The following is a 21,454-nucleotide window of genomic DNA, read 5'->3' as shown; positions in this document are numbered from 1 at the left end:
CTTACAGAAAAACTCAAGCACTGATGCTCAGGAAAGCGGGATGTTGGGACAGGATCTGCAAGTTCAGCTCCTGCCAGCGTGTGCCACTGGAATCGATATAGGTGGTGCCGAAGAAGCTGGGTGAATCCTCGGCGGGCGGCTCGGACGACACAAACGCATCCGTGCCGCGCAGACCGGCGAGGCGGTCCACCAGCAAGGCAGCGTTAACGTCGAGCGCCGCATTGAATGCCAGCAGGCTGGCCTCGGACAGGGCTTGCTCGGTGCGTGCTGCGGTGGACCCCAGCAACCCGGCCAGATCCACCACCCCCACCAGGCCGCCGCGCAGGTTGGCCACCCCCAGAAACCAGCTCTGGGTGTAAGGCACGGCCTGCACCGATACCCAGGGGAAGATTTCCCCAGACTGCCCCAGGGGCAGCAAATAGAAATTCCCGGCGGACTCTACAGCCAGCCAGGAGGACACAGACGTACCTTCGGACCTTGCAGCCTGCAAACGGCTGGCAAGTCGGGTCTGGAGCTCCCGTAGGGCTTCGCGGTTTGCCATGAGCGCGCCGCTGCCTCAGTTCAGAGCGTCAATTTTGGCCTGCAGCTCTGCGGGATCCACCGGCTTGGTGATGTAGCCGCGCGCACCCTGGCGCATGCCCCAGACACGGTCGGTTTCCTGGTTCTTGCTGGTGCACATGATGATGGGCACATCAGCGTAAAGGGGGTCGCGGGTAATGGCACGCGTGAGCTGAAACCCGTTTTGGCCCGGCATCACCACATCCATCAGGATGAGGTCAGGCTTTTCTTCGGCCAGACGACGAAACGCCTCTTCGGCATTTTCTGCGGTACGGACTTGCATGCCTTTTTTCTGAAGCAGGTCCGTCAAAAACATCAACTCGGTCTTCGAGTCGTCGACGACCAATACTTTCTGAATGGGCATTACATGGCTCCTTGTTGGGAATTGCCAAACTGCTGCACTGCCTGCAACAGCTGGTCTTTGGTAAACGGCTTGGTGAGATATTCCTGGCAGCCGACCATGCGCCCACGCGCCTTGTCGAACACGCCGTCCTTGGAGGACAGCATCACCACCGGGGTATCTGCGAAACGGGCGTTGCGCTTGATGATGGCGCAGGTCTGGTACCCGTCGAGCTTGGGCATGAGGATGTCGCAGAAAATCAGCTGAGGCTGGTAATCGTTGACTTTGGCCAAAGCATCAAAGCCGTCGTCGGCCAACAAGACTTCGTGCCCCCCCTGCTTGAGAAAAATCTCGGCGCTTCGACGGATGGTGTTGCTGTCATCCACCACGAGCACTTTGAAAGATGCGCCTGTTGTAGTCAATTGTCACTGCTCCCGATGGAGAAAATAAACAACGCAGCAGCGATTGGTGCTGGAGCGCCTCAGATCTGGACCATCTCGAAATCTTCCTTGCGGGCACCACATTCGGGGCAGGTCCAGTTCATCGGGACCTGATCCCATGGGGTGTTGGGTGGAATGCCGTGTTCGGGAGACCCCTCAGCCTCGTCATAAATCCAGCCGCAAATCAAACACATCCAAGTTTTAAAGTCGGTCACAGCTTAAAGGGCCTTCACATAGAATGCAACGATTGTATCTAGTGATCTCCGCGGCCTGCAGCTTCCGTGCCACCCCTCCAGCAGGATCTGGTCCATGACCATCAAAGCCTCCCTTCCCCCCCCAGAAATCCCAGATATTGACGACGATGACGCGGAGGAAGCGAGCCCGGCCTGTGTGCTGGTGTTCAATGCCAGCGACCCCAGCGGAGCCGGCGGACTGACCGCCGACATAACCACCATCGCCTCCGTCGGCGGACACCCGATTGCCGTGGTCACCGGGGCCTATGCCCGCGACACCGCTCAGATTTTTGACCACTTCAGCTTCGACGACGAGGCGGTGTCCGAGCAGGCGCGGGCAGTGCTGGAAGACCTGCCCGTGCAGGCGATCAAAGTCGGCTTTGTGGGCAGCCCCGAGAACATCAGCACCATTGCCGAGATCACGACCGACTATGACGAAGTCCCCGTGATCGCCTACATGCCCAACCTGTCCTGGTGGCGGGACGAGCTGATCGACGAGTACCTCGACGCCTTCCGCGAGCTGCTGCTGCCCCAGACCTCGGTGTTGGTTGGAAACCACAGCACCCTGTGGCGCTGGCTGCTGCCGGACTGGACGGGCGAGCGCAGCCCCACCGCCCGGGACATTGCCCGCGCAGCGTCCGAGATGGGCGTGCCCTACACATTGGTCACTGGCATCCCCTTGCCCGAGCAGTTCGTCGAGAACGTGCTGGCCTCGCCGCAGACCGTGCTGGGCAGTGGCAAGTTCGAGCTGTTTGACGCCACCTTCTCGGGCGCGGGCGATACGCTCTCGGCCGCACTCACTGCCCTGGTGGCCAGCGGCAACGACTTGGGAGAAGCCACCAGCGAAGCGCTGGGATACCTCGACCGCTGCCTGGACGCGGGCTTTCGCCCCGGCATGGGGCACATCGTGCCCGACCGCATGTTCTGGGCACAGCCTGAGGACGACGAGACCGACGGCGAAGAAGAAGAAACCACGATTGATGAAACACAGGCCCTGGAGGGTTTTGTGATGCCACCCCATGACACCAAGCACTGATCTCAATATTCCCCTGTTCGAACGCGCCAAGGCGCTGATCCCCGGAGGCGTGAATTCGCCCGTGCGGGCCTTCAAGGCCGTGGGCGGCACGCCGCGTTTTGTGAAGCGCGCCAAAGGCGCCTACTTCTGGGACGCCAACGACCAGCGTTTCATCGACTACATCGGCTCCTGGGGCCCGATGATCCTGGGCCACGGCCACCCCGCTGTGCTCGAAGCCGTGCAGAGCGCAGCGCTCGAAGGCTTCAGCTTTGGCGCACCGACCGAACGCGAGGTGGAGCTGGCCGAGGAAATTCTGAGCCTCGTGCCGTCGATGGAAATGATCCGCCTCGTCAGCTCGGGTACCGAAGCGGGCATGAGCGCCATCCGCCTGGCCCGTGGCGCCACAGGCCGCAGCAAGTTCATCAAGTTCGAAGGCTGCTACCACGGCCATGCCGATTCGCTGCTGGTCAAGGCCGGATCGGGCCTCGCCACGTTTGGCAACGCCACCAGCGCGGGCGTGCCGCCCGAGGTGGTGCAGCACACCCTGGTGCTCGAGTACAACAATGTCGCTCAGCTCGAAGAGGCCTTTGCCCTGCACGGCAAGGAACTGGCCTGCGTGATGATCGAGCCCATCGCGGGCAATATGAACCTGGTGCGCGCCAGTGTGCCCTTCATGCGCCGCTGCCGCGAGCTGTGCACCGAATACGGCGCGCTGCTGGTGCTGGATGAGGTGATGACGGGCTTCCGTGTGGCCCTGGGCAGCGCGCAGAGCGTGTACGCCAAGAGCATCCCCGGCTTCAAACCCGACATCACGGTGCTGGGCAAGGTCATTGGCGGTGGTATGCCGCTGGCAGCCTTTGGTGGCCCGCGCGCCATCATGGAAAACCTCGCACCGTTGGGCGCCGTGTACCAAGCAGGCACGCTGTCGGGCAACCCTGTGGCCACGGCCTGCGGGCTGGCCACGCTGCGCGAGATCCAAAAGCCCGGCTTCTTCGATGCGCTGTCGGCCCGCACCCGCTCGCTGGTCGATGGCCTGCAAGCCGCTGCCACGGCGGAAGGCGTGCCGTTCTGCGGTGACTGCGAGGGTGGCATGTTTGGCTTCTTCCTGCTGCCCGAACTGCCGCAGAACTATGCCCAGGTGCTGAAAACCGACAGCGCGCGCTTCAACCAGCTGTTCCACGGTCTGCTGGACCGGGGCATCTACATTGCACCGGCCTTGTATGAAGCAGGCTTCGTGAGCGCCGCCCACACCGCCGATGACGTGGCAGCCACCGTGGCTGCTGCGCGTGAAGTGTTCAAGACGCTCTCAAAATAATAGCTGGCAGCGCATATCGCACTAGCGCTTCCTGCCAATTTGGCACTGAATGGCCCTCCCGAGGGCCATTTTTCATGGCGACGAGGCTTGTGGCGGACAGTCACAGCAGTCCGCGCAGTTCGCGGGCGGCCTCCTGCAGCAGCGGCAGCATGTCGCGCTGCAGGCTGCCCTCGTCCATCTGCTTGGGCGACGCCACCACGTTGAGCGCCGCCACCGTATGGCCCTGCAGGTTGCGCAGCGGCACAGCCAGCGCGTGCACGCCCAGCTCGTGCTCCTCCACGGCCAGGCAATAGTCGTCCCGCCGCACCTTGGTGATCACCTGCCGCAGCGGGCCTACCTGCGTAATGGTTTGGGGCGTGAGGCGGTGCAAGGGCCGGTTCTTGAGCCAGGCGGTCAACTCCGCCGGGGGCAGCGCCGCCAGCAACACGCGGCCGGTGGACGTAGGGTGGGCCGGCAGCCGCGCGCCCAGGTGCAGGCCATAGGCCAGCACCCGCGACGGCGCGCCATACACGCCACTGCGCGCCACGATCACCACCTCATCCCCATCCAGCACCACCGCCGAGAATGACTGCTGGGTCTGGGCTGCCAGCCGGTTCAGCGTGGGTTGCAGCACGCGCGGCAGCCGGGCAGACGCGAGGTAGCTGCCCGAAAACCGAAGCACCTTGGGCGCCAGCCAGAAATAGCTGCCATCCGTCTCCAGGTACCCCAGGTGCGCCAGGGTCAACAGGTGCCGCCGCGCCGCCGCCCGCGTGAGGCCGGTGCGCTGCGCCGCCAGTGTGGCGTTCAGGCGCTGGCGCTCGGTGTCGAAACTCTCCAGCACGGCCATGCCTTTGGCCATGCCTTCGATGAAGTCTGCCTTGGCAATGGGGGTGGAAGCCATGGGGGTGACGGGTTAGGGACCGGGGAATTGAGCGGGGTTCGAACGCCGGGGCTACCGGGGCCCTGCAGCGACCCGGTGCACTCACCACCGGGCCTGACCACCCGCATCACCCCGGAGACTGCGCGATCATCGCACAAAGCATCGACTGATCGCACGCAATCGGCAGCGCCGGATATCGCTTGGATCTGGATCAACCTACGCTCAAGGCCACTGGTTTTCGGTATCCCCCATCTCCCCCCCCATTCCCAGAGGTTTCCCATGCGCACCCAGGTTGCCATCGTTGGTGCCGGCCCCGCCGGCCTGCTGCTCGGTCAGTTGCTTCACAAGTCCGGCGTTGACGCCGTCATCATCGAGCAGCGCAGCCCCGACTACGTGCTCGGCCGCATCCGCGCCGGGGTGCTGGAGAAGGTCTGCATGGACCTGCTGGACCAGGCGGGCGTGAGTGCCCGCGCCCATGCCGAGGGCCTGCCCCACGACGGCATCGAGCTGCTGTTCAAGGGCCAGCGCCACCGCATCGATTTGCACGAGCTGACCGGCGGCAGCCGCGTGACGGTGTACGGCCAGACCGAAGTCACGCGCGACCTGATGGATGCGCGCGCAGCGGCCGGCCTCACCACCGTGTACGACGCACAGAACGTACAAGTGCACGACTTTGACGGCCAGCACCCACGCGTGACGTACGAAAAAGACGGCCAGACCCACGAGCTGGCCTGCGACTTCATCGCGGGCTGCGACGGCTACCACGGCGTGTGCCGCGCCAGCGCGCCGGCCGACCTGCTCAAGACCTATGAGCGCGTGTACCCCTTTGGCTGGCTGGGTGTGCTGGCCGATGTGCCACCGGTGTCGCACGAACTCATCTATGCCAACACCGAACGCGGGTTTGCGCTGTGCAGCATGCGCAGCGCCACGCGCAGCCGCTACTACGTGCAGGTGCCTACGACTGACAAGGTCGAGAACTGGACCATCGACCAGTTCTGGACCGAGCTGGGCAACCGCCTGGACCCCGAGGCCCGCGCCAACCTGGTGACCGGCCCCGCTCTGGAGATGAGCATCGCCCCGCTGCGCAGCTTTGTGGCCGAGCCCATGCGCTTTGGCCGCATGTTCCTGGCCGGTGATGCTGCCCACATCGTGCCACCCACGGGCGCCAAGGGCCTGAACCTGGCCGCCAGCGACGTGGGTTATCTGTGGACCGCGCTGACCGAGTTCTACAAAGAAAAGTCAGCCGTTGGCATCGACACCTACTCCGACCGCTGTCTGCGCCGCGTGTGGCGTGCCGAGCGCTTCTCCTGGTGGTTCACTTCGCTGATGCACCGCTTTCCGGAAACTGGAGAGTTCGGCCAGAAGATCCAGGAGGCTGAGCTGGACTACCTGGTGCACTCCCGTGCGGCCTCGGTGTCGCTGGCGGAAAACTATGTGGGTCTGCCGATGAACTTTGGGGCCTGAGCCCTAACGGGCCTCCAGACCCGGCCGCCATCGCCATCGCCGTTCAGCGGGCGGCAGATGCGGGCTCTGCGGCCGACGCGCCCTGTGCCGCGGCGGACGGCACCGGCAGCGACACCAGCCACTGCGCCATCTCGCGCGCCTGGGCTTCCGTGACTTGCGGGTGGCGCGGCATCAAGGTGCGGCCCCACTCGCCCACACTCCCGTTGCGGATCTTGCCGGCCAGGTAATCGACTGCGTCGGCGCGGTCGCGGTACCGCGCTGCTATCTGCTGAAACGACGGGCCTACGTAGTAGCGCTCCATGCCATGGCAGCGCAGGCAATCGGATGCCTCCATCAGGCGAAGTCCGGCCGGTGCGGAGGGCGGTAAGGCAGCGCTGCCGTCTGGCCCGCCGGCACCCGACGCGCCCTGAGCGGCACTCACAGCGCCCGGCCCCGGCTGCAGCATGCGCCAGCCCAGGTTGAGCATGCCCAGCACCACCAGTGCCATGAACACCATCAGGGCCCACCCCAGCCAGCGGGGCCGGGGTGGCGGGGTCTCATCGTCGCGGTGCATGCGCGCGCACCGCCGCGAGCCCCGTCGCGATACCCATCATCTCAGTGGCGGAAGTGGCGCACACCGCTGAAGACCATGGCCACGCCACGCTCGTTGGCGGCGTCGATCACTTCGTTGTCGCGCATCGAACCACCGGGCTGGATCACGCAGGTAGCGCCCGCATCAACCACCACGTCCAGGCCGTCGCGGAAGGGGAAGAAGGCGTCGCTCGCTACAACCGTCCCTTGCAAGGTCAGGCCTGCGTGGCCTGCCTTGATGCTGGCGATGCGGGCCGAGTCCAGGCGGCTCATCTGGCCCGCACCCACGCCCATGGTCATGCCGCCCTTGCAGAAGACGATGGCGTTGCTCTTGACGTACTTGGCGACCTTCCAGGCGAACAGCAGGTCTTCCATTTCTTCCAGCGTGGGCTGCTTCTTCGTCACGACCTTGAGGTCGATCAGCGACAGCTCGTGGTTGTCAGCGGTCTGCAGCAGCAGGCCCGAGCCAATGCGCTTGGCGTCCATGGCGTTGCGGCCACGTTCCCAGTCGGTCTTGCCCCCGTGTGCGGGCAGCGCGATTTTGAGCAGACGCACATTGGCTTTGGCCTTGAAGATCTCCAGCGCCTCGGCGGTGAAGTCGGGGGCCATCAGCACCTCGACAAACTGTTTGCTCACCTGGGCCGCCGCCTGGCCGTCCACCACGCGGTTGAAGGCGATGATGCCGCCGAAGGCGCTGGTGGGGTCGGTCTGGAAGGCCTTGCTGTAGGCGCTCAGCGCGTCCAGGCCCACGGCCACGCCGCAGGGGTTGGCATGCTTGACGATCACGCAGGCGGCCGCTTCAAAGCTCTTTACGCACTCCCAGGCGGCATCGGCGTCGGCGATGTTGTTGTAGGAGAGTTCTTTGCCTTGCAGTTGCACGCCGGTGACCAGCGAGCCGGGCGCGGGGTGCAGGTCGCGGTACAGCGCAGCTTGCTGGTGGCTGTTTTCGCCGTAGCGCAGGTCTTGCACCTTGATGAAGGCGCCGTTGCTTTGGCCGGGGAACTGCGTGCGCTCGGGCACATAGGTTTCCGACAGCTTGGCTTCGTCGAAGGTGACGGAGGAGAGGTAGTCGCTGATGGCGCCGTCGTATTGCGCGATGCGGTTGAACGCGGCCACCGACAGGGCGAAGCGCAGTTTGTCGCTCAGCTTGCCGTTGGCCTTCAGCTCGGCCAGCACGGCCTCGTACTGGTCGGCCGAGGTGATCACGCCCACGTCCTTCCAGTTCTTGGCGGCGCTGCGCACCATGGCGGGGCCGCCGATGTCGATGTTTTCGATGGCGTCGGCAAGCGTGCAACCGGCCTTGGCCACGGTGGCTTCAAAGGGGTACAGGTTCACCACCAGCAGGTCGATGGTGTCGATGCCGTGCTCCTTCAATGCCGCCATGTGTTCGGGCAGCTCGCGGCGGGCCAGCAGGCCGCCGTGCACCTTGGGGTGCAGCGTCTTCACGCGGCCGTCCAGCATTTCGGGGAACTGAGTGACTTCGGCCACCTCGGTCACGGGCAGGCCCTTGTCGGCCAGCAGCTTGGCCGTGCCGCCGGTGGACAGCAGCTTGATGCCCAGCGCGTGCAGCGCTTGCGCGAATTCGACGATACCGGTCTTGTCAGAGACGGAGAGAAGTGCGTTCATGGTGGTGGTGCGGAGGTTTTGAATAAAAACGGGCTGTAGCGCTAGTGCATCATGCGCAAGCAGCTACAAAATAAATAGCAATCAGACGAACCCGGTCAGAGCAGCTTGTGCTCGACCAGCTTCTTGCGCAGGGTGTTGCGGTTCAGGCCCAGCCATTCGGCGGCGCGCGACTGGTTGTTGTCGGCCTGCTGCATCACGACTTCCAGCAGCGGCCTTTCGACCACACGCACCAGCATGTCGTACATGCCATCGGGCGTCTCGCCGCCCAGGTCGCGAAAGTAGCCCTGCAGGCTTTCGCGCACGCATTCTTCGATGTGTTTCTTGCTCATGCAACCAATCCCTCTTGTTCTTCTGTGTCGGCATCCACGTCGGTGGCGGCAGGCAGCCGGTCCATCTGTTGGCCCAGGGCGTCCAGGTAGTCAGCCACGGCCTGCCACTGCGTGGTGCAGTCTTCGATCGTATTGATATGTGCCCGCAAGGCCTCGCCGCCCGGCAGCGCGCGCAGGTACCAGGCAATGTGCTTGCGCGCACTACGCACGCCGGTCAGCTCGCCATACAGGCGGTAGTGGTCTTGCAGGTGGTCCAGCAGCAGGCGCCGCACCTCGGCCACCAGCGGTGGTGCCAGGTGTTCGCCCGTGGCCAGAAAGTGGCCGATCTCGCGAAAGATCCATGGCCGGCCCTGGGCTGCGCGGCCGATCATGATCGCGTCGGCCCCGGTGACGGCGAGCACGTCGCGCGCCTTCTCGGGCGAGGTGATGTCGCCGTTGGCCACCACGGGCACCTTCACCGCCGCCTTGACGGCGGCAATGGTGTCGTACTCCGCATGGCCCTTGTAGCCCTGCTCGCGCGTGCGGCCGTGCACGGTGAGCATCTGGATGCCCACGCTTTCAAACTGCCGCGCCAATGCCACGGCGTTCTTGTGCTCCTGGCACCAGCCGGTGCGCATCTTCAGCGTGACAGGCACGTTGAAGGGAGTGCAGGCCTCGACCACCGCAGCGGCGATCTCCACCGCCAGCGCCTCGTTCTGCATCAGGGCGGAGCCCGCCCATTTGTTGCAGACCTTCTTGGCCGGGCAGCCCATGTTGATATCGATGATCTGCGCGCCGCGTTCCACGTTGTAGACCGCAGCCTCGGCCATCATCGGCGCATCGGTGCCGGCGATCTGCACGGCAATGGGCCCTGGCTCCCCTTCATGGTTGGCCCGGCGCGAGGTCTTGAGGCTGTTCCACAAATCCTTGCGCGAGGTCACCATCTCGCTCACCGCATAGCCCGCACCCAGCGCCTTGCACAGTTGGCGGAACGGCCGGTCGGTGACGCCCGCCATCGGGGCGACGAACAACCGGTTCGCCAAAGGAATGTGGCCAATTTGCATGGGCGGGGATAGGGAGGGGGAGGCAGCAACAGATGCTGAAAAAGGAGGCGGGATTGTACCTGCTCAAAATTTCAGCAAATGAAATGGAGCACACACCGTATCTATCTGCCGGTCGGGCTCCATTGAGTCAGCCCACTAGACGCCTCCCTCGCCCCCTCACTCGGGCCCGGTGGCGCAAGCACCGCAGCGTCTCAACGCGCTGAGTGCAGGTTCACCGTGCGGCGAGATCGGTGTCTGCAGCCTGTGCGGGCGGCACACCCCGCTGCGCGAAATGCCACCAGGCATCCGGCAGGTTGTCGAACTGGTGGCGCGCCATCAGCGCCCGCAGCCACTGGCGGTTGTGCAGCACGTCCGGGGAGAAACCGCTGGCGCCCGCCGCCGCCTCCGAGCGCGCAGCGCCCGCCGGAGTGCCCATGTCCACGGCCTGCCCGTCGGCCAGCGGCCCGCGCACCACTTTATGGGCCTTGGTGCCGTCCACCACCTGTACCTGTACCACCCAGCCACCGCTGGCGGTGTTGCAGGTGGCCTGCAGCGCCATACCCTGGGACTGCAGCTCGCGGCCAATGCGCTCCAGCGCCGGCCGTGCGGTGGGCGCCCTGTCGCAAGGCGCTATCGCGGTGGGCTCCCACAGGGTTGGACCCCCTTGCAGGCCAGGGCTGGGTACCGCGGCCTGCGGGCTGTGCACGCAGGCCGCCAGCAACAGGGCCATGGCGGCCGAAGACCAGCGGGTCGCGGGCGGCAAAACCACCGAGGGGTTCAAGCGGCGTGGTTGGGACGTTGTGGGCAATACCGGCATGGGCGACCTCCTGGGGTTGTCATTCAGGGCCAATGTGTTTTCACGATACAAAAGACGCTGCAACCCAGCCATGCGCCGATGGCTCGCTCCCCTGTAGGACAGATCCCCCTGGGGCACATGGAGCCCCACCCGCCCCCTACACTCGGCGGCTATGGAAATCTGGATGCACCAGCTGCTCGAATGGCTGGCCCTGCCGCAATTCGGACTGAGCACAGTCTTTGTGGTGTCTTTTGTCTCGGCCACGCTGCTGCCGCTGGGCTCTGAGCCAGCTGTGTTCGGTCTCATCAAGCTCAACCCCGACCTGTTCTGGCCCGCCATCATCGTGGCCACCCTCGGCAACACCCTGGGCGGCGGCGTGAGCTGGTGGATGGGCCTGGGTGCGCACAAGGCGGTGGACAAGGCGCGCGGCAATGCCACCGAGGTGCGGGCACTGAGCTGGCTCAGGCGCTTTGGCGCGCGGGCCTGCCTCTTGAGCTGGCTGCCGGTGGTGGGCGACCCGCTGTGCGCGGTGGCCGGCTGGCTCAAGCTGCCGTTCTGGCAGTGTCTGGCCTATATGGCCGTGGGCAAGTTCCTGCGCTACCTCGTGATGACGAGCGTGCTGCTGTACTTCATGCCCGGCCACCTGGCCCCGTAGCGGCCCGCAGGTGCCACCGGGGTCAGGGCGGCAGCAGACGGTCCCAGTCCACGGGCACCGTGGTGTCCACGTGCAGCGTGATGGCCTCTTCGTGAGGCTGCAGGGGGTGGGCGCGGGCCCACTGGGCGTCCAGCACCGCCACGTCTGCCTCTGACGCACCGCCTCCGGCCAGCGCACGCTGGCGGACGCGCTCGCGCAGCACCGGAAGGGGGGCCTCGAACGACAGAATGTGGCAGGGCACTTGCGCAGCATCGGCCAACGCCAGGAAAAGTGCGCGGGCATCTCGGTCCAGCAAGGTGGCATCCACAATCACGGAGTAGCCTACCGCCAGCGCCTCGCGCGCCACTTGCGCCAGCCGCTGGTGCGTGCGCAGTGTGGCCTCTGCGGTGTAGATGCCGCCCGGTATTCCGTCGCTGGCAGCATCCGGCGCCAGGCCAAACAGACGCTTGCGCTCCACATCGGCCCGCACACGCACCATGCCACGCTGGCACGCCAAGGCCAGCGCATGGGTGCTCTTGCCCGCGCCCGAAAAGCCATGGGCCAGCCACAAGCTGGCAGAGCACGCCGTGGACCAGCGTGCAGGCCGTTGTCCGGCAAAGCCCGCCGCCAGCTCCAGATATCCCTCCACGGTTTGCGCAGCGTGCCCGCTGCCACTACCGCCACCGGTGGGGTCCATCCGCAGGGCTGCAACCCGCGCCCGCACCAGGGCACGGTAACAGCCGTAGTAACGCAACACCACCAGGCCTGCATAGTCCCCGGTGTGTTCGAGCCACCGGTTCAAGAACCTCCAGGCCAGATCTGCCCGACCATGGGCCGCGAGGTCCATCACCACAAAGGCGATGTCAGCCACGCAGTCGATCCAGCGCAAGGCGGGGCTGAACTCCAGGGCGTCGAACAGCTGGGCCTCGCCATCGATGAGCGCAATGTTGGCCAGGTGCAAATCGCCATGGCATTCGCGCACCCGTCCGGCTGCCCGGCGCGCCTCGAACGTGGGGGCCAGGGCTTGCCCCTCATGCTGGCACCAGCTGGTCACCTGCGCCAGCAATGGCCCCTGACCAGGCAGTGCGCCTGCCACGGAGGGGAGCAGAGCCGCCAGGCAGTCACCCACCGGCGCTTGCACCGCCGCTGCTGTGCCCCAGGTGGTGGCGCCTGCGGCGACGGCGGCCGTGGCATGAAACTGCGCCACATGGCGCGCCAGCTGGTCGATCTGCGCAGGTGACACACGATGTGCGTTCAATGCGGTGGCGAACAGTGACTCCTGGTCAAAACGCCGCATCCACACGGCGGGCTCGGCGCCTGGTGGAGCGCCTTGCCAGGGCACCAACCGCAGCGTGGCCGAAGCATCTTTTGCCGCATCGCTCACCAAGCCGACAACGCCCAGGTAAAGGCCCGGCGCCGTCCGGCGGTTGATGCGCAGCTCTTCCTCGCAGGCCGCATGCCGCAGCGCCCGCGTGCTGAAGTCCAGAAAATCCAGCCGCAGTGGCTTTTTGAACTTGTAGGCAAAATCACCGGCCAGCAGCACCCACGAGATGTGGGTTTCTATACATTCCACGGGCTCCATCGGGTCTACCGGATGCGGGAAAGCCTGTGGTTGCTGCTGCACCATGCGCACGCGCTGCTGGGCAGTGGCGAATTCGGCCGACAGGTCAACGGATGGGGACATGGAACGGACGCGGGGCATGGGCTTCTGCACCCACGCGCAGGCGCAGCACGGTGCGATGCCACCCAACGCGCAGGTGGGAACAGACCCTCAGTGTGGGCACCGCAAGCCGCTTGTCAACCCGACCAGCACAAACGATAGCCGGCACACCGCCAGCCGATGGCCAGAAACTACAAGAAAGCGTGGCCGCTGGGGATCGACAGGTCCGACAGCTGAGAGTCGCCTTTGGCGATGGGCTCCTCGACCACCACTTGGTTGCGCCCGCCCTCCTTGGCCATGTACATGGCAGTGTCCGCCCGCGAGAAGAACTCCAGCACCGACTCGCCCAGCACATACTGGGTCACACCGATGGACACCGTCACGCGGCCTTTGAGCAGGCCCGTCCAGGCGTGCGACTCGACCTGGGCCCGAATGCGTTCGCAGGTGTTGAGCGAGGGCAGCAACGAAGTCGCCGGGAAGATCAGCAAGAACTCCTCGCCACCGTAGCGCCCAAACACGTCGCCACCGCGCACGCCCTGCTGCGCAATGCGCGCAAAGGTGCGCAACACCTCGTCGCCCCCCAGGTGACCCAGCTCGTCGTTGATGCGTTTGAAATGGTCAATGTCCAGCACGGCCAGACAGAGCGGAATCCCGCTTTCGTCGGCCAGCTGCTTTTGCTCTTCAAGCGCCGCCAAGATGTAGCGGCGGTTAAAACAGCCCAGCAAAGTGTCGCGCTGCGCATCTTCCTGGATGTTCTTGATCTTGCGGCTGGCCTGGTAGAGGCTGCGGTACAGCCGCTGCACGCGGCCCATGAGCACGATGAACGCTGGCACGGAGACCGCCAGCGCCAGCAGGTGCATCAGCTCCAGCCGCAGCAGGGCATCGTTGCCCTGCTCTGCGTAGTGCGCGGCTGCCACTGCCGCATAAGCGCACAACACCCCGGCCGTCAGCACCAGCAACGTGCGCCGGGGTACGGTAAAGATGCCATAAGCCACTGCCACAAACATGAAGGGGGCCAACAGAATCTGCGTGACAGGCTCCAGGTAGAACAACCCCAGCATGCCGCTGATGGAAGCCACCACGATGCCCAGCTTGAGATGGCGCAGCCGCAGTTTGTGGTGCAGACCCAAACGGAACAAGGCACCAAACACCGCGAAGCCCGCCGCCGTCAGACCGGCCAGCACCCACAGCACCTGGACCCCCACCACGCCCAACGCATAGAACCCCAGCAGGGCCAGGGCGTACAGGCCAATGAGCCCCGCCACAGCCCACCACTTGGACTGCGCACTGCGCTCTCCCCGGGGGCCAAAGCCATCCAGCGCGCGCCGTCCAGGTCGCACGGCGACTGAAGACGAATCGTCGAACTCCAGCACGGCATCGGTCAACGGGAAGGCATCCGTCGCCGAAAACAGGTTTTTGCGTCCAAAAAGCATGTGGTGGCGGGCTCTGGCCTGGATATGTGGGTGGGCGGTGCAGCAACACACGCGCAGCACCCGTCAGACAAATCGCAGGATCTTACGCGTGGCTGACAGAATCGAACTGCGCGTTTTCCAGTAGCCCAGGCGACAGGGACCGCCCCGCGATTCAGGCCACCGCCATCCGCTGACGCGTCCACCAGCCCTCCACGCTGTACACCAGCAGCGCGGCCCAGATCAACACAAAACCCACCAGCCGCGCGGGCTGAAAGGCCTCGTGGTACACCCACACCCCCAGCGCAAACTGGAGGCTGGGCGAGATGTATTGCAGGATGCCCAGCGTGGACATGGGAATGCGCCGCGCGCCCGCCGCAAACAGCAGCAAAGGTACGGCCGTCATGGGCCCGGCCAACAGCAACCAACCCACAGTAGACGCATCGCCCTGCACCAGAGCGCCCTGTCCTTGCCAGCTCCACCAGGCCAGCACCACGGCCGCCACCGGCGCCAGCATCAGGGTCTCCAAGGTAAGCCCCTCCAGCGCGCCCAGCACTGCTACCTTGCGCAGCAGGCCATAGAAGCCAAAGGTCAGTGCCAGCACCAGCGCGATCCAGGGCAGGCGCCCTGCCTGCACGGCCAGCCACAGCACACCGGCCGCAGCCACCGCCACGGCCAGCCACTGCCCGGGCCGGGGGCGCTCGCGCAGGAACACGAAGCCCAGCGCCACATTCACCAGTGGCAAGATGAAATACCCCAGGCTGGCATCGACCACATGGTGGTTCTGCACCGCCCACACGTAGGTCAGCCAGTTGCCCGACAACAGCACGGCGGACAACGCAAATGCGCCGAGCACCCGCGGCTGGCGCACCACAGACGCCATCCACGCCCATTGCCTGCGCACGGCCAGCAGCCCCAGCACCACGGCCAGCGACCACAGCGTGCGGTGCATCACCACCTCCAGCGAGGGCACATCGGCCACCTGCTTGAAGTACAGCGGGAACAGCCCCCAGGCGACATAGGCGAGGGCAGCGTAGAGGATTCCTGTATTCATGCGTGAGAAACCATCAAAGAGTGAACGAAGGCATGGCCTTGCCCGGGTTGCTCTGGAGCGGGAAGCCGCCAGAAAAAATCCCTGCCCGCCCGGGGGCAGACAGGGATGACGGGCAACACAGCGCACGCAGGCCCCGAGGAGCCTGCAGCAGGGTCAGACGTTGAACAGGAAGTTCAGCACGTCGCCATCCTTGACCACGTACTCCTTGCCTTCGGCACGCATCTTGCCGGCATCCTTGGCGCCCTGCTCGCCCTTGTAGGCAATGAAGTCCTCGAAGGCGATCGTCTGCGCACGGATGAAGCCGCGCTCGAAGTCGCCGTGGATCACACCAGCAGCCTGGGGCGCGGTGTCGCCAATGTGGATGGTCCAGGCGCGCACTTCCTTCACGCCAGCGGTGAAGTAGGTCTGCAGGCCCAGCAGCTTGAAGGCGCCACGGATCAGGCGCGCCAGGCCTGGTTCTGTCTGCCCCATTTCAGCCAGGAACATGTCGCGGTCTTCGTCGCTCATCTCAGCCATCTCGGCCTCCATCTTGGCGCAGATGGCCACCACAGGCGCATTCTGGCTGGCAGCATAGTCCTTGAGGCGGTCCAGGAACGGGTTGTTCTCGAAGCCGTCTTCACTCACGTTGCCCACGAACATCGCGGGCTTGGCCGTGATCAGGCACAGGGACTTGAGCAGCGGCTGCTCTTCCTTGGTGATTTCGACCGAGCGGGCAGGCTTGCCTTCGTTGAGTGCGGCCTGGATGCGGGTGAGCAGCGCCACCAGCTTGGCGGCATCCTTGTCGTTGCCCGACTTGGCAGCCTTGGTGTATCGGTTCAGGGCTTTCTCGACCGTGCCCAGGTCAGCCAGGCACAGCTCGGTCTGGATCACTTCGATGTCGGAGATCGGGTCCACGCGGCCCGCCACGTGGATCACGTTGTCGTCTTCAAAGCAGCGCACGACGTTCACGATGGCGTCGGTTTCACGGATGTGGGCCAGGAACTGGTTGCCCAGGCCTTCACCCTGGCTGGCGCCAGCCACCAGGCCGGCAATGTCCACAAACTCGACGATGGCGGGAACGATGCGCTCGGGCGAGATGATCTGGGCCAGCTGCTGGAGGCGGGGGTCCGGCACCTCCACCACGCCCACGTTGGGCTCGATGGTGCAGAAGGGATAGTTCTCGGCGGCAATACCAGCCTTGGTCAGCGCGTTGAAAAGGGTGGACTTGCCGACGTTGGGCAGGCCCACGATGCCGCATTGGAGGCTCATGGCAGGGCTTTCTGGTGTTCTGGAGACAAACCGCCGATTTTACGGGCCCGCCCAGTGCCCAGTGCTGATGGCCCAAATCAGACGGTCATTCAAACCGCAAATCGGCAGCAATGCGTTGCCCCACACGCAGCCACTGCCCTGCGCCACTGCGCACGATGGCGTTCATGCCGAACGTGATGGCGCCGTCCAGCCGTTTGTCCTGGCGGTAGGTGCGCAGGGTGTCGCCCACCGACGGATGGCTCTCGGCCGTGGCCGGGTCAATGTCGGGGATGGGGCATCGCGCGCAGGGCTTCACCGGTTGCAGGTGGACGTCGGCGGTGCCATCGCCCTCCACATGGATCAGATCCACACGGTCCTCGTCGTGGGCATCCACCCCCGCCAACACCACGTTGGGCCGGAACCGCTCCATGCCCACCGCGCCGTGGCCGTCGGCCGTGAGCCGTGCGTTGAGATCGTTCAGGGATGCCTCACTGGTCACCAGCAGCGGAAACCCGTCAGCAAACTGATTGGGAGCCTCCACGCCACCCGTCCACTCCAGGCTGGACAGGCGCCGATGCTCTGGGTCAAACCGCACCAGGCGGCAAGGCTGCCCCAGAAAATCGCTGAACCACTGCGCCGCTACAGGCCCCATGTCCCAAGCAGGGACCGTGTCGCGCCAGACAGTCACCGTGGCTGGTGCCTCCACTGCGTCGATCGCCACATGCAATGCCAGCATGCCCGGAGCCCGCAGCACCATTTCGTCACTCTTGAGCTGGGGCCGGATCAGCGCCATGCGGGGCAGGCTGCGCTGGGTGAGGAACATGCCCTGTGCGTCCACCACCATCCAGGCGCGGTCCAGATCCAGCCCGGTCTCGGTAAGCAGCGCCTGCTGCACCTCGATGCCCGCACAGGATTTGACGGGATACACAAACAGCCGCGCAATGGTGCCGGACAGATCAGACTCGGAAGGGAAACTCACGCCGGGTGCTCCTGAAGAAGGGTGCCAGAAAGGCCAGACCGCAATTCTGCCCTGTCATTACAGGGGGTAAGACCCCTCCTACAATGCCTGTCATGGCCCCAACCTTTGATATCTGTATTCGTGGCACCGGCATCGTGGGCCGAACCCTGGCCTTGTTGCTGGCACGGGAACGACTGAGGGTGGCCCTGGTACCAGCCCCGGCTCCACGCAGCGCGGTGGCCACCGATGTACGGGCCTATGCCCTGAATGCAGCGTCCCATAGCCTGCTCGAATCGCTGCGCAGCTGGCCCGACGCCGAACACGCCACCGCCGTCAAGCACATGCAGGTGCAGGGCGATCAGGATGGCTGCGTGCATTTCGATGCCGCCCCCCAGGGGGTAGAAGCCCTCGCCTGGATCGTGGATGTGCCGGCCCTGGAAGAGCGACTGGCACAGGCTGTGCGGTTTCAGCCATTGGTAGAGGTGGTGGATATCCCGGTGGCTGCGCCCCTGACCGTCGTGTGCGAAGGACGCGCCAGCACCACCCGGTCCGAGTTTGGCGTGCACTTCGACGTGACGCCCTATGCCCAGCACGCCATTGCCACGCGGGTGCGCTGCGAACATCCGCATGCACAGGTCGCACGCCAGTGGTTTTTGCCACAAGGCATCCTGGCTTTTTTGCCGCTGGAGGGAGCCCAGGGGAACTCTGTGGCCGTGGTGTGGTCCGTCCCTGAGGAGCGGGTTTCCGCGCTGATGGCGTTGCCGGCCGACGCCTTTGCGCAGGAATTGCAGACGGCGAGCCAGCAGGCGCTCGGCAGCATTGCGCTCATTGCCGAGCGTGCCACTTGGCCGCTGCAGCTGGCCAAGGCAGACCGCTGGTGCGGTGCTGCATCGACCAATGCGACCAATGGCCCAGCTGCGCGCAGCTGGGTATTGGCAGGCGACGCGGCCCACAACGTGCATCCGCTGGCAGGGCAAGGGCTGAACCTGGGCTTGGCCGATGTGGCAGCCTTGGCCGATGTGCTGCGCACCCGCGACTACTGGCGCAGCGTCGCCGACCTGCGGCTGCTGCGGCGCTACGAACGCCAGCGAAAAGCGGCTCTGATAGCGATGGGCCTGGCCACCGATGGGTTGCAGCAACTGTTTGCACGTCCGGAGGCGCCCTGGCAGGCGCTGCGCAACTGGGGCATGAAGGGCTTTGAACACAGCGGCCTGCTGAAGGATTTTGTGGCCCGCCAGGCCATGGGGATGCGCTGAACGCGCGAGTTTGATTGAACGGGAACATGATGAAATTGACCACTGCTTTGCTGACCGTCGCGGCAGCCACTCTGAGCCTGAGCGCCACGGCGCAAGAGGACGTCATCCGCAAGGCATTGGCCCAGCGTATTCCTCAGATGGACAAGATCGACGAAGTGCGCCCCACTCCCATGAAGGGTCTGTACGAAGTGCGCATCGGTACCGACCTGTTCTACACAGACGCCAAGGGCGACTATGTGATCCAGGGCGAGCTCATCGACTCCAAGGCGCGCCGCAATCTGACCGAAGACCGCATCAGCAAACTCACAGCTGTCAACTTCTCGGCCCTGCCCCTGAAAGATGCCGTAACCATTGTGCGCGGCGACGGCAAGCGCAAGGTGGCCGTGTTCGAGGACCCCAACTGCGGCTACTGCAAGCGCTTTGAGCGCGACTTGCAGCAGATCAACAACGTGACGGTATACCTGTTCCTATACCCCATCCTGAGCCCGGATTCGGCCGAAAAGTCGCGCAACATCTGGTGTTCCAAGGACCAGGCCACGGCGTGGCAAGACCAGATGGTGCGTGACAAGCCCGCACCGGCGGCTAGCTGTGACACCAGCGCGCTGCAGCGCAACCTGGCCTTTGGCAAGAAGTACAAGATCACCGGCACCCCCACCTTGATTTTTGCCAACGGCACGCGTGTGCCAGGTGCGATCGGCGCCCAGGAGGTCGAAAAGCGTCTGGCCGAAGCCGCCAGCGAAACGCCCTCCGCCAATTGATAGCCGCTGAAAGCCCCTGACCGACGACCCCGCGCGGCCCTTGAGTCGCACACGCCATGCCCCTCTCACGCCAAGCCTCTGCTGCAGACATTCACTACCGCGTCGAACCCACAGACCTGCACGCACATCTGTTCACCGTGACGCTGACGGTGCAGCGGCCAGCGGCATCGCAAGAGCTGTCTCTGCCGGTCTGGATTCCAGGCAGCTACCTGGTGCGGGAGTTCTCCAAGAATCTGCAGGTTCTGGCGGCTCGGCAAGGCCAACGCGCTTTGCAACCGGCCCAGCTGGACAAGCACCGCTGGCAAGTGCAATGCACGGAGCGCAAGCCTCTGGTGCTGACCTATCAGGTGTGCGCCTACGACAGCTCCGTGCGCACCGCCTGGCTGGACACCTCGCGCGGCTTTTTCAACGGCACCAGTCTGTGCCTGCGCGTGCATGACCAGGAGAAACAGCCCCACACACTGGAACTGGCACGCACGGCGGCCACGGCGACCTGGGCTGCTGCCACCGGTCTACGGCCCCTGGATGCCGACAAGCAAGGGTTTGGTCTGTACGCAGCGGCCGACTACGATGAACTGGTCGATTGCCCGGTGGAATTGGGTAACTTCTGGGTGGGGCGCTTCAAGGCCTGCGGCATTGCCCACCAGTTTGTGGTGGCAGGTGCGGCTCCGTCGTTCGATGGCAAGCGCCTGCTGGCCGACACGCAGAAAATTTGTGAAACCGCCATCCGTTTCTGGCACGGCGAAGGCAAGGCGCCGTTCAAAAACTACGTCTTCATGCTCAACGCCGTGGGAGATGGTTATGGGGGACTGGAACACCGCAACTCCACGGCGCTGATCTGCGGGCGGCGTGATCTGCCCCGCCAGGGCGATGTGCGAGCCAGTGAGGGCTACACCACGCTGCTGGGCCTCATCAGCCACGAATACTTTCACACCTGGAACGTCAAGCGCCTGCGGCCTGCCGAGTTCACCCGCTACGACTATGCGCAAGAGAACTACACCGAGTTGCTGTGGTTCTTCGAGGGCTTCACGAGCTACTACGACGACCTGCTGCTGCGCCGCGCCGGGCTGCTGGACGACGCAACCTACCTCAAGCTCATCACCAAAACCATCAACCAGGTGCTGCAAACACCCGGCCGGTCGGTACAAACCGTGGCCCAGGCCAGTTTTGACGCGTGGGTGAAGTACTACCGACAGGACGAGAACACACCCAACACCACCGTCAGCTACTACACCAAGGGCTCTCTGGTGGCCCTGTGCCTGGACCTGGCCCTGCGGCGCGAGGGCAAAGCCACGCTGGACGATGTGATGCGCGCACTGTGGGTGCGCTGCGCGGGCGGCCCGATGACCGAAGCGGATCTGCGCGCCGTGCTCCACGACCTGGCCGGCCGCCCATTCGACAAGGAACTGGCGCACTGGGTGCACAGCACAGCCGATCTACCCCTGGAGGAGCTGCTGGCCGCCCACGGTGTGGCGCTCAAGGCCGACCGGCCGCAGCTGGCCCAGCGCCTGGGCCTGCGTGTGGCCGAGAACCACAGTGTGCAGATCAAGACCGTGCTGCGTGGCGGAGCCGCAGAGAAGGCAGGAATGTCTGCAGGCGACGAGTGGCTGGGCGTGGAAGTGCAGGGCCAGGGCTGGCGCATCAGCAAGCTCGACGACGTCACTTTCTACGCGGGCACCCACACCACCCTGCAGGCACTGGTGGCCCGCGACGGGCGACTCCTGCGCCTGTCCTTGGAGATGCCACCGCGCCAGGCAGCTGGAGCCCCTGCCAAGGGCCGGCGCAACGCAACCGCCACAGCCATGGCGCCAGACACCATCAGCCTGACGGTGACAGACGCCGCTGCAGTGGGACGCTGGCTGGCCTGACGGCAGCAAAGCCCTACTGCCTTGGGTATATTGCTGCAGCTTTCATAACCAACCGTAACCCCC

At 65.0% G+C, this 21,454-nt stretch carries 22 protein-coding genes; 7 read left to right on the top strand and 15 right to left on the bottom strand.

Annotated elements, in window-relative coordinates; translation table 11 throughout:
• Positions 1-13: 13 nt before the first annotated feature.
• Genes C8C96_RS08925 through C8C96_RS08910 form a run of 4 tightly spaced genes read right to left on the bottom strand, consistent with a single transcriptional unit; the run spans position 14 to position 1,532 of the window.
• Positions 14-541: a chemotaxis protein CheW gene (locus C8C96_RS08925; protein WP_056066233.1), complete on the bottom strand. Its 528-nt coding sequence runs from the start codon at positions 539-541 to the stop codon at positions 14-16.
• A 15-nt stretch (positions 542-556) separates the two neighbouring features.
• Positions 557-922, bottom strand: coding sequence for a PleD family two-component system response regulator (locus tag C8C96_RS08920; RefSeq protein ID WP_005796104.1), 366 nt, complete (start codon positions 920-922; stop codon positions 557-559).
• Positions 922-1,320 carry a PleD family two-component system response regulator gene (locus tag C8C96_RS08915; RefSeq protein ID WP_005796099.1) on the bottom strand — a complete coding sequence of 133 codons (399 nt, stop codon included), beginning with the start codon at positions 1,318-1,320 and terminating at the stop codon, positions 922-924. Before C8C96_RS08915 ends, C8C96_RS08920 begins: the two co-directional genes overlap by 1 nt.
• Positions 1,321-1,379: 59 nt before the next feature.
• Positions 1,380-1,532 (bottom strand): rubredoxin, encoded by a 153-nt coding sequence (locus C8C96_RS08910; protein WP_165836572.1) that lies wholly within the window; start codon positions 1,530-1,532, stop codon positions 1,380-1,382.
• A 115-nt stretch (positions 1,533-1,647) separates the two neighbouring features.
• On the opposite strand from C8C96_RS08910, the gene C8C96_RS08905 reads away from it, so the two are divergent.
• Positions 1,648-2,607, top strand: coding sequence for a bifunctional hydroxymethylpyrimidine kinase/phosphomethylpyrimidine kinase (locus C8C96_RS08905; protein ID WP_121942080.1), 960 nt, complete (start codon positions 1,648-1,650; stop codon positions 2,605-2,607).
• A complete protein-coding gene (hemL, locus tag C8C96_RS08900; protein ID WP_121942079.1) occupies positions 2,591-3,901 on the top strand; it encodes a glutamate-1-semialdehyde 2,1-aminomutase in 1,311 nt (436 codons plus the stop codon). Before C8C96_RS08905 ends, hemL begins: the two co-directional genes overlap by 17 nt.
• Before the next feature lie 100 nt (positions 3,902-4,001).
• Here hemL and C8C96_RS08895 read toward each other — a convergent pair whose 3' ends face one another.
• Positions 4,002-4,781, bottom strand: a complete 780-nt coding sequence (locus C8C96_RS08895) for an IclR family transcriptional regulator C-terminal domain-containing protein (RefSeq protein WP_056066242.1) — start codon at positions 4,779-4,781, stop codon at positions 4,002-4,004.
• Between the two features lie 258 nt (positions 4,782-5,039).
• On the opposite strand from C8C96_RS08895, the gene pobA reads away from it, so the two are divergent.
• Positions 5,040-6,224, top strand: coding sequence for a 4-hydroxybenzoate 3-monooxygenase (gene pobA, locus C8C96_RS08890; RefSeq protein WP_121942078.1), 1,185 nt, complete (start codon positions 5,040-5,042; stop codon positions 6,222-6,224).
• A 43-nt stretch (positions 6,225-6,267) separates the two neighbouring features.
• Here pobA and C8C96_RS08885 read toward each other — a convergent pair whose 3' ends face one another.
• The 5 genes from C8C96_RS08885 to C8C96_RS08865 all read right to left on the bottom strand — a co-directional run bounded on the left by C8C96_RS08885 (position 6,268) and on the right by C8C96_RS08865 (position 10,588).
• On the bottom strand, positions 6,268-6,777 hold the full coding sequence (locus tag C8C96_RS08885) for a c-type cytochrome (protein ID WP_121942077.1): 510 nt from the start codon (positions 6,775-6,777) through the stop codon (positions 6,268-6,270).
• A 41-nt stretch (positions 6,778-6,818) separates the two neighbouring features.
• Positions 6,819-8,420, bottom strand: coding sequence for a bifunctional phosphoribosylaminoimidazolecarboxamide formyltransferase/IMP cyclohydrolase (purH, locus tag C8C96_RS08880; RefSeq protein ID WP_121942076.1), 1,602 nt, complete (start codon positions 8,418-8,420; stop codon positions 6,819-6,821).
• A 95-nt stretch (positions 8,421-8,515) separates the two neighbouring features.
• Positions 8,516-8,749: a Fis family transcriptional regulator gene (locus C8C96_RS08875; protein ID WP_015015597.1), complete on the bottom strand. Its 234-nt coding sequence runs from the start codon at positions 8,747-8,749 to the stop codon at positions 8,516-8,518.
• Positions 8,746-9,792, bottom strand: a complete 1,047-nt coding sequence (gene dusB, locus C8C96_RS08870; RefSeq protein WP_121942075.1) for a tRNA dihydrouridine synthase DusB — start codon at positions 9,790-9,792, stop codon at positions 8,746-8,748. Before dusB ends, C8C96_RS08875 begins: the two co-directional genes overlap by 4 nt.
• A gap of 211 nt (positions 9,793-10,003) precedes the next feature.
• A complete protein-coding gene (locus tag C8C96_RS08865) occupies positions 10,004-10,588 on the bottom strand; it encodes a M15 family metallopeptidase (protein ID WP_121942074.1) in 585 nt (194 codons plus the stop codon).
• A 151-nt stretch (positions 10,589-10,739) separates the two neighbouring features.
• Here C8C96_RS08865 and C8C96_RS08860 point away from each other — a divergent pair, with 151 nt between their 5' ends.
• Positions 10,740-11,222 (top strand): YqaA family protein, encoded by a 483-nt coding sequence (locus tag C8C96_RS08860; protein WP_121942073.1) that lies wholly within the window; start codon positions 10,740-10,742, stop codon positions 11,220-11,222.
• A 22-nt stretch (positions 11,223-11,244) separates the two neighbouring features.
• Here the strand turns inward: C8C96_RS08860 and C8C96_RS08855 are convergent, their stop codons facing one another.
• The 5 genes from C8C96_RS08855 to C8C96_RS08835 form a co-directional block, all read right to left on the bottom strand.
• The gene (locus C8C96_RS08855; protein WP_121943942.1) at positions 11,245-12,885 is read right to left on the bottom strand and encodes a bifunctional aminoglycoside phosphotransferase/ATP-binding protein; all 1,641 of its coding nucleotides are present in this window, start codon (positions 12,883-12,885) and stop codon (positions 11,245-11,247) included.
• 167 nt (positions 12,886-13,052) lie between these two features.
• On the bottom strand, positions 13,053-14,294 hold the full coding sequence (locus C8C96_RS08850; RefSeq protein ID WP_099729333.1) for a diguanylate cyclase: 1,242 nt from the start codon (positions 14,292-14,294) through the stop codon (positions 13,053-13,055).
• A gap of 151 nt (positions 14,295-14,445) precedes the next feature.
• On the bottom strand, positions 14,446-15,324 hold the full coding sequence (rarD, locus tag C8C96_RS08845; protein ID WP_121942072.1) for an EamA family transporter RarD: 879 nt from the start codon (positions 15,322-15,324) through the stop codon (positions 14,446-14,448).
• 153 nt (positions 15,325-15,477) lie between these two features.
• Positions 15,478-16,572, bottom strand: coding sequence for a redox-regulated ATPase YchF (gene ychF / locus C8C96_RS08840; protein WP_116747898.1), 1,095 nt, complete (start codon positions 16,570-16,572; stop codon positions 15,478-15,480).
• 85 nt (positions 16,573-16,657) lie between these two features.
• A complete protein-coding gene (locus C8C96_RS08835; protein WP_121942071.1) occupies positions 16,658-17,530 on the bottom strand; it encodes an MOSC domain-containing protein in 873 nt (290 codons plus the stop codon).
• 92 nt (positions 17,531-17,622) lie between these two features.
• On the opposite strand from C8C96_RS08835, the gene C8C96_RS08830 reads away from it, so the two are divergent.
• The 3 genes from C8C96_RS08830 to C8C96_RS08820 are packed head-to-tail and all read left to right on the top strand — an operon-like array spanning position 17,623 to position 21,391.
• Complete coding sequence (locus tag C8C96_RS08830; protein ID WP_121942070.1) at positions 17,623-18,765, top strand: FAD-dependent monooxygenase; 1,143 nt, start codon at positions 17,623-17,625, stop codon at positions 18,763-18,765.
• A gap of 29 nt (positions 18,766-18,794) precedes the next feature.
• Positions 18,795-19,523 (top strand): DsbC family protein, encoded by a 729-nt coding sequence (locus tag C8C96_RS08825; protein WP_121943941.1) that lies wholly within the window; start codon positions 18,795-18,797, stop codon positions 19,521-19,523.
• Positions 19,524-19,579: 56 nt separating this feature from the next.
• A complete protein-coding gene (locus C8C96_RS08820) occupies positions 19,580-21,391 on the top strand; it encodes a M61 family metallopeptidase (protein ID WP_121942069.1) in 1,812 nt (603 codons plus the stop codon).
• Positions 21,392-21,454 lie beyond the last annotated feature (63 nt).

The organism is Acidovorax sp. 100 (assembly GCF_003688355.1).
GTDB classification, from domain to species: Bacteria; Pseudomonadota; Gammaproteobacteria; order Burkholderiales; family Burkholderiaceae_C; genus Acidovorax; species Acidovorax delafieldii.
Note: the sequence above shows the minus strand (reverse complement) of the source record. Positions and strands in the feature narration are given on the sequence as shown.

Excerpts from the sequence above, each read along its gene's own strand:
- C8C96_RS08925 (WP_056066233.1), bottom strand. The coding sequence starts at position 541 with ATGGCAAACCGCGAAGCCCTACGGGAGCTCCAGACCCGACTTGCCAGC.
- C8C96_RS08920 (WP_005796104.1), bottom strand. The coding sequence starts at position 922 with ATGCCCATTCAGAAAGTATTGGTCGTCGACGACTCGAAGACCGAGTTG.
- C8C96_RS08910 (WP_165836572.1), bottom strand. The coding sequence starts at position 1,532 with ATGTGTTTGATTTGCGGCTGGATTTATGACGAGGCTGAGGGGTCTCCC.
- C8C96_RS08905 (WP_121942080.1), top strand. The coding sequence starts at position 1,648 with ATGACCATCAAAGCCTCCCTTCCCCCCCCAGAAATCCCAGATATTGAC.
- hemL (WP_121942079.1), top strand. The coding sequence starts at position 2,591 with ATGACACCAAGCACTGATCTCAATATTCCCCTGTTCGAACGCGCCAAG.
- C8C96_RS08895 (WP_056066242.1), bottom strand. The coding sequence starts at position 4,781 with ATGGCTTCCACCCCCATTGCCAAGGCAGACTTCATCGAAGGCATGGCC.
- pobA (WP_121942078.1), top strand. The coding sequence starts at position 5,040 with ATGCGCACCCAGGTTGCCATCGTTGGTGCCGGCCCCGCCGGCCTGCTG.
- C8C96_RS08885 (WP_121942077.1), bottom strand. The coding sequence starts at position 6,777 with ATGCACCGCGACGATGAGACCCCGCCACCCCGGCCCCGCTGGCTGGGG.
- purH (WP_121942076.1), bottom strand. The coding sequence starts at position 8,420 with ATGAACGCACTTCTCTCCGTCTCTGACAAGACCGGTATCGTCGAATTC.
- C8C96_RS08875 (WP_015015597.1), bottom strand. The coding sequence starts at position 8,749 with ATGAGCAAGAAACACATCGAAGAATGCGTGCGCGAAAGCCTGCAGGGC.
- dusB (WP_121942075.1), bottom strand. The coding sequence starts at position 9,792 with ATGCAAATTGGCCACATTCCTTTGGCGAACCGGTTGTTCGTCGCCCCG.
- C8C96_RS08865 (WP_121942074.1), bottom strand. The coding sequence starts at position 10,588 with ATGCCGGTATTGCCCACAACGTCCCAACCACGCCGCTTGAACCCCTCG.
- C8C96_RS08860 (WP_121942073.1), top strand. The coding sequence starts at position 10,740 with ATGGAAATCTGGATGCACCAGCTGCTCGAATGGCTGGCCCTGCCGCAA.
- C8C96_RS08855 (WP_121943942.1), bottom strand. The coding sequence starts at position 12,885 with ATGTCCCCATCCGTTGACCTGTCGGCCGAATTCGCCACTGCCCAGCAG.
- C8C96_RS08850 (WP_099729333.1), bottom strand. The coding sequence starts at position 14,294 with ATGCTTTTTGGACGCAAAAACCTGTTTTCGGCGACGGATGCCTTCCCG.
- rarD (WP_121942072.1), bottom strand. The coding sequence starts at position 15,324 with ATGAATACAGGAATCCTCTACGCTGCCCTCGCCTATGTCGCCTGGGGG.
- ychF (WP_116747898.1), bottom strand. The coding sequence starts at position 16,572 with ATGAGCCTCCAATGCGGCATCGTGGGCCTGCCCAACGTCGGCAAGTCC.
- C8C96_RS08830 (WP_121942070.1), top strand. The coding sequence starts at position 17,623 with ATGGCCCCAACCTTTGATATCTGTATTCGTGGCACCGGCATCGTGGGC.
- C8C96_RS08825 (WP_121943941.1), top strand. The coding sequence starts at position 18,795 with ATGAAATTGACCACTGCTTTGCTGACCGTCGCGGCAGCCACTCTGAGC.
- C8C96_RS08820 (WP_121942069.1), top strand. The coding sequence starts at position 19,580 with ATGCCCCTCTCACGCCAAGCCTCTGCTGCAGACATTCACTACCGCGTC.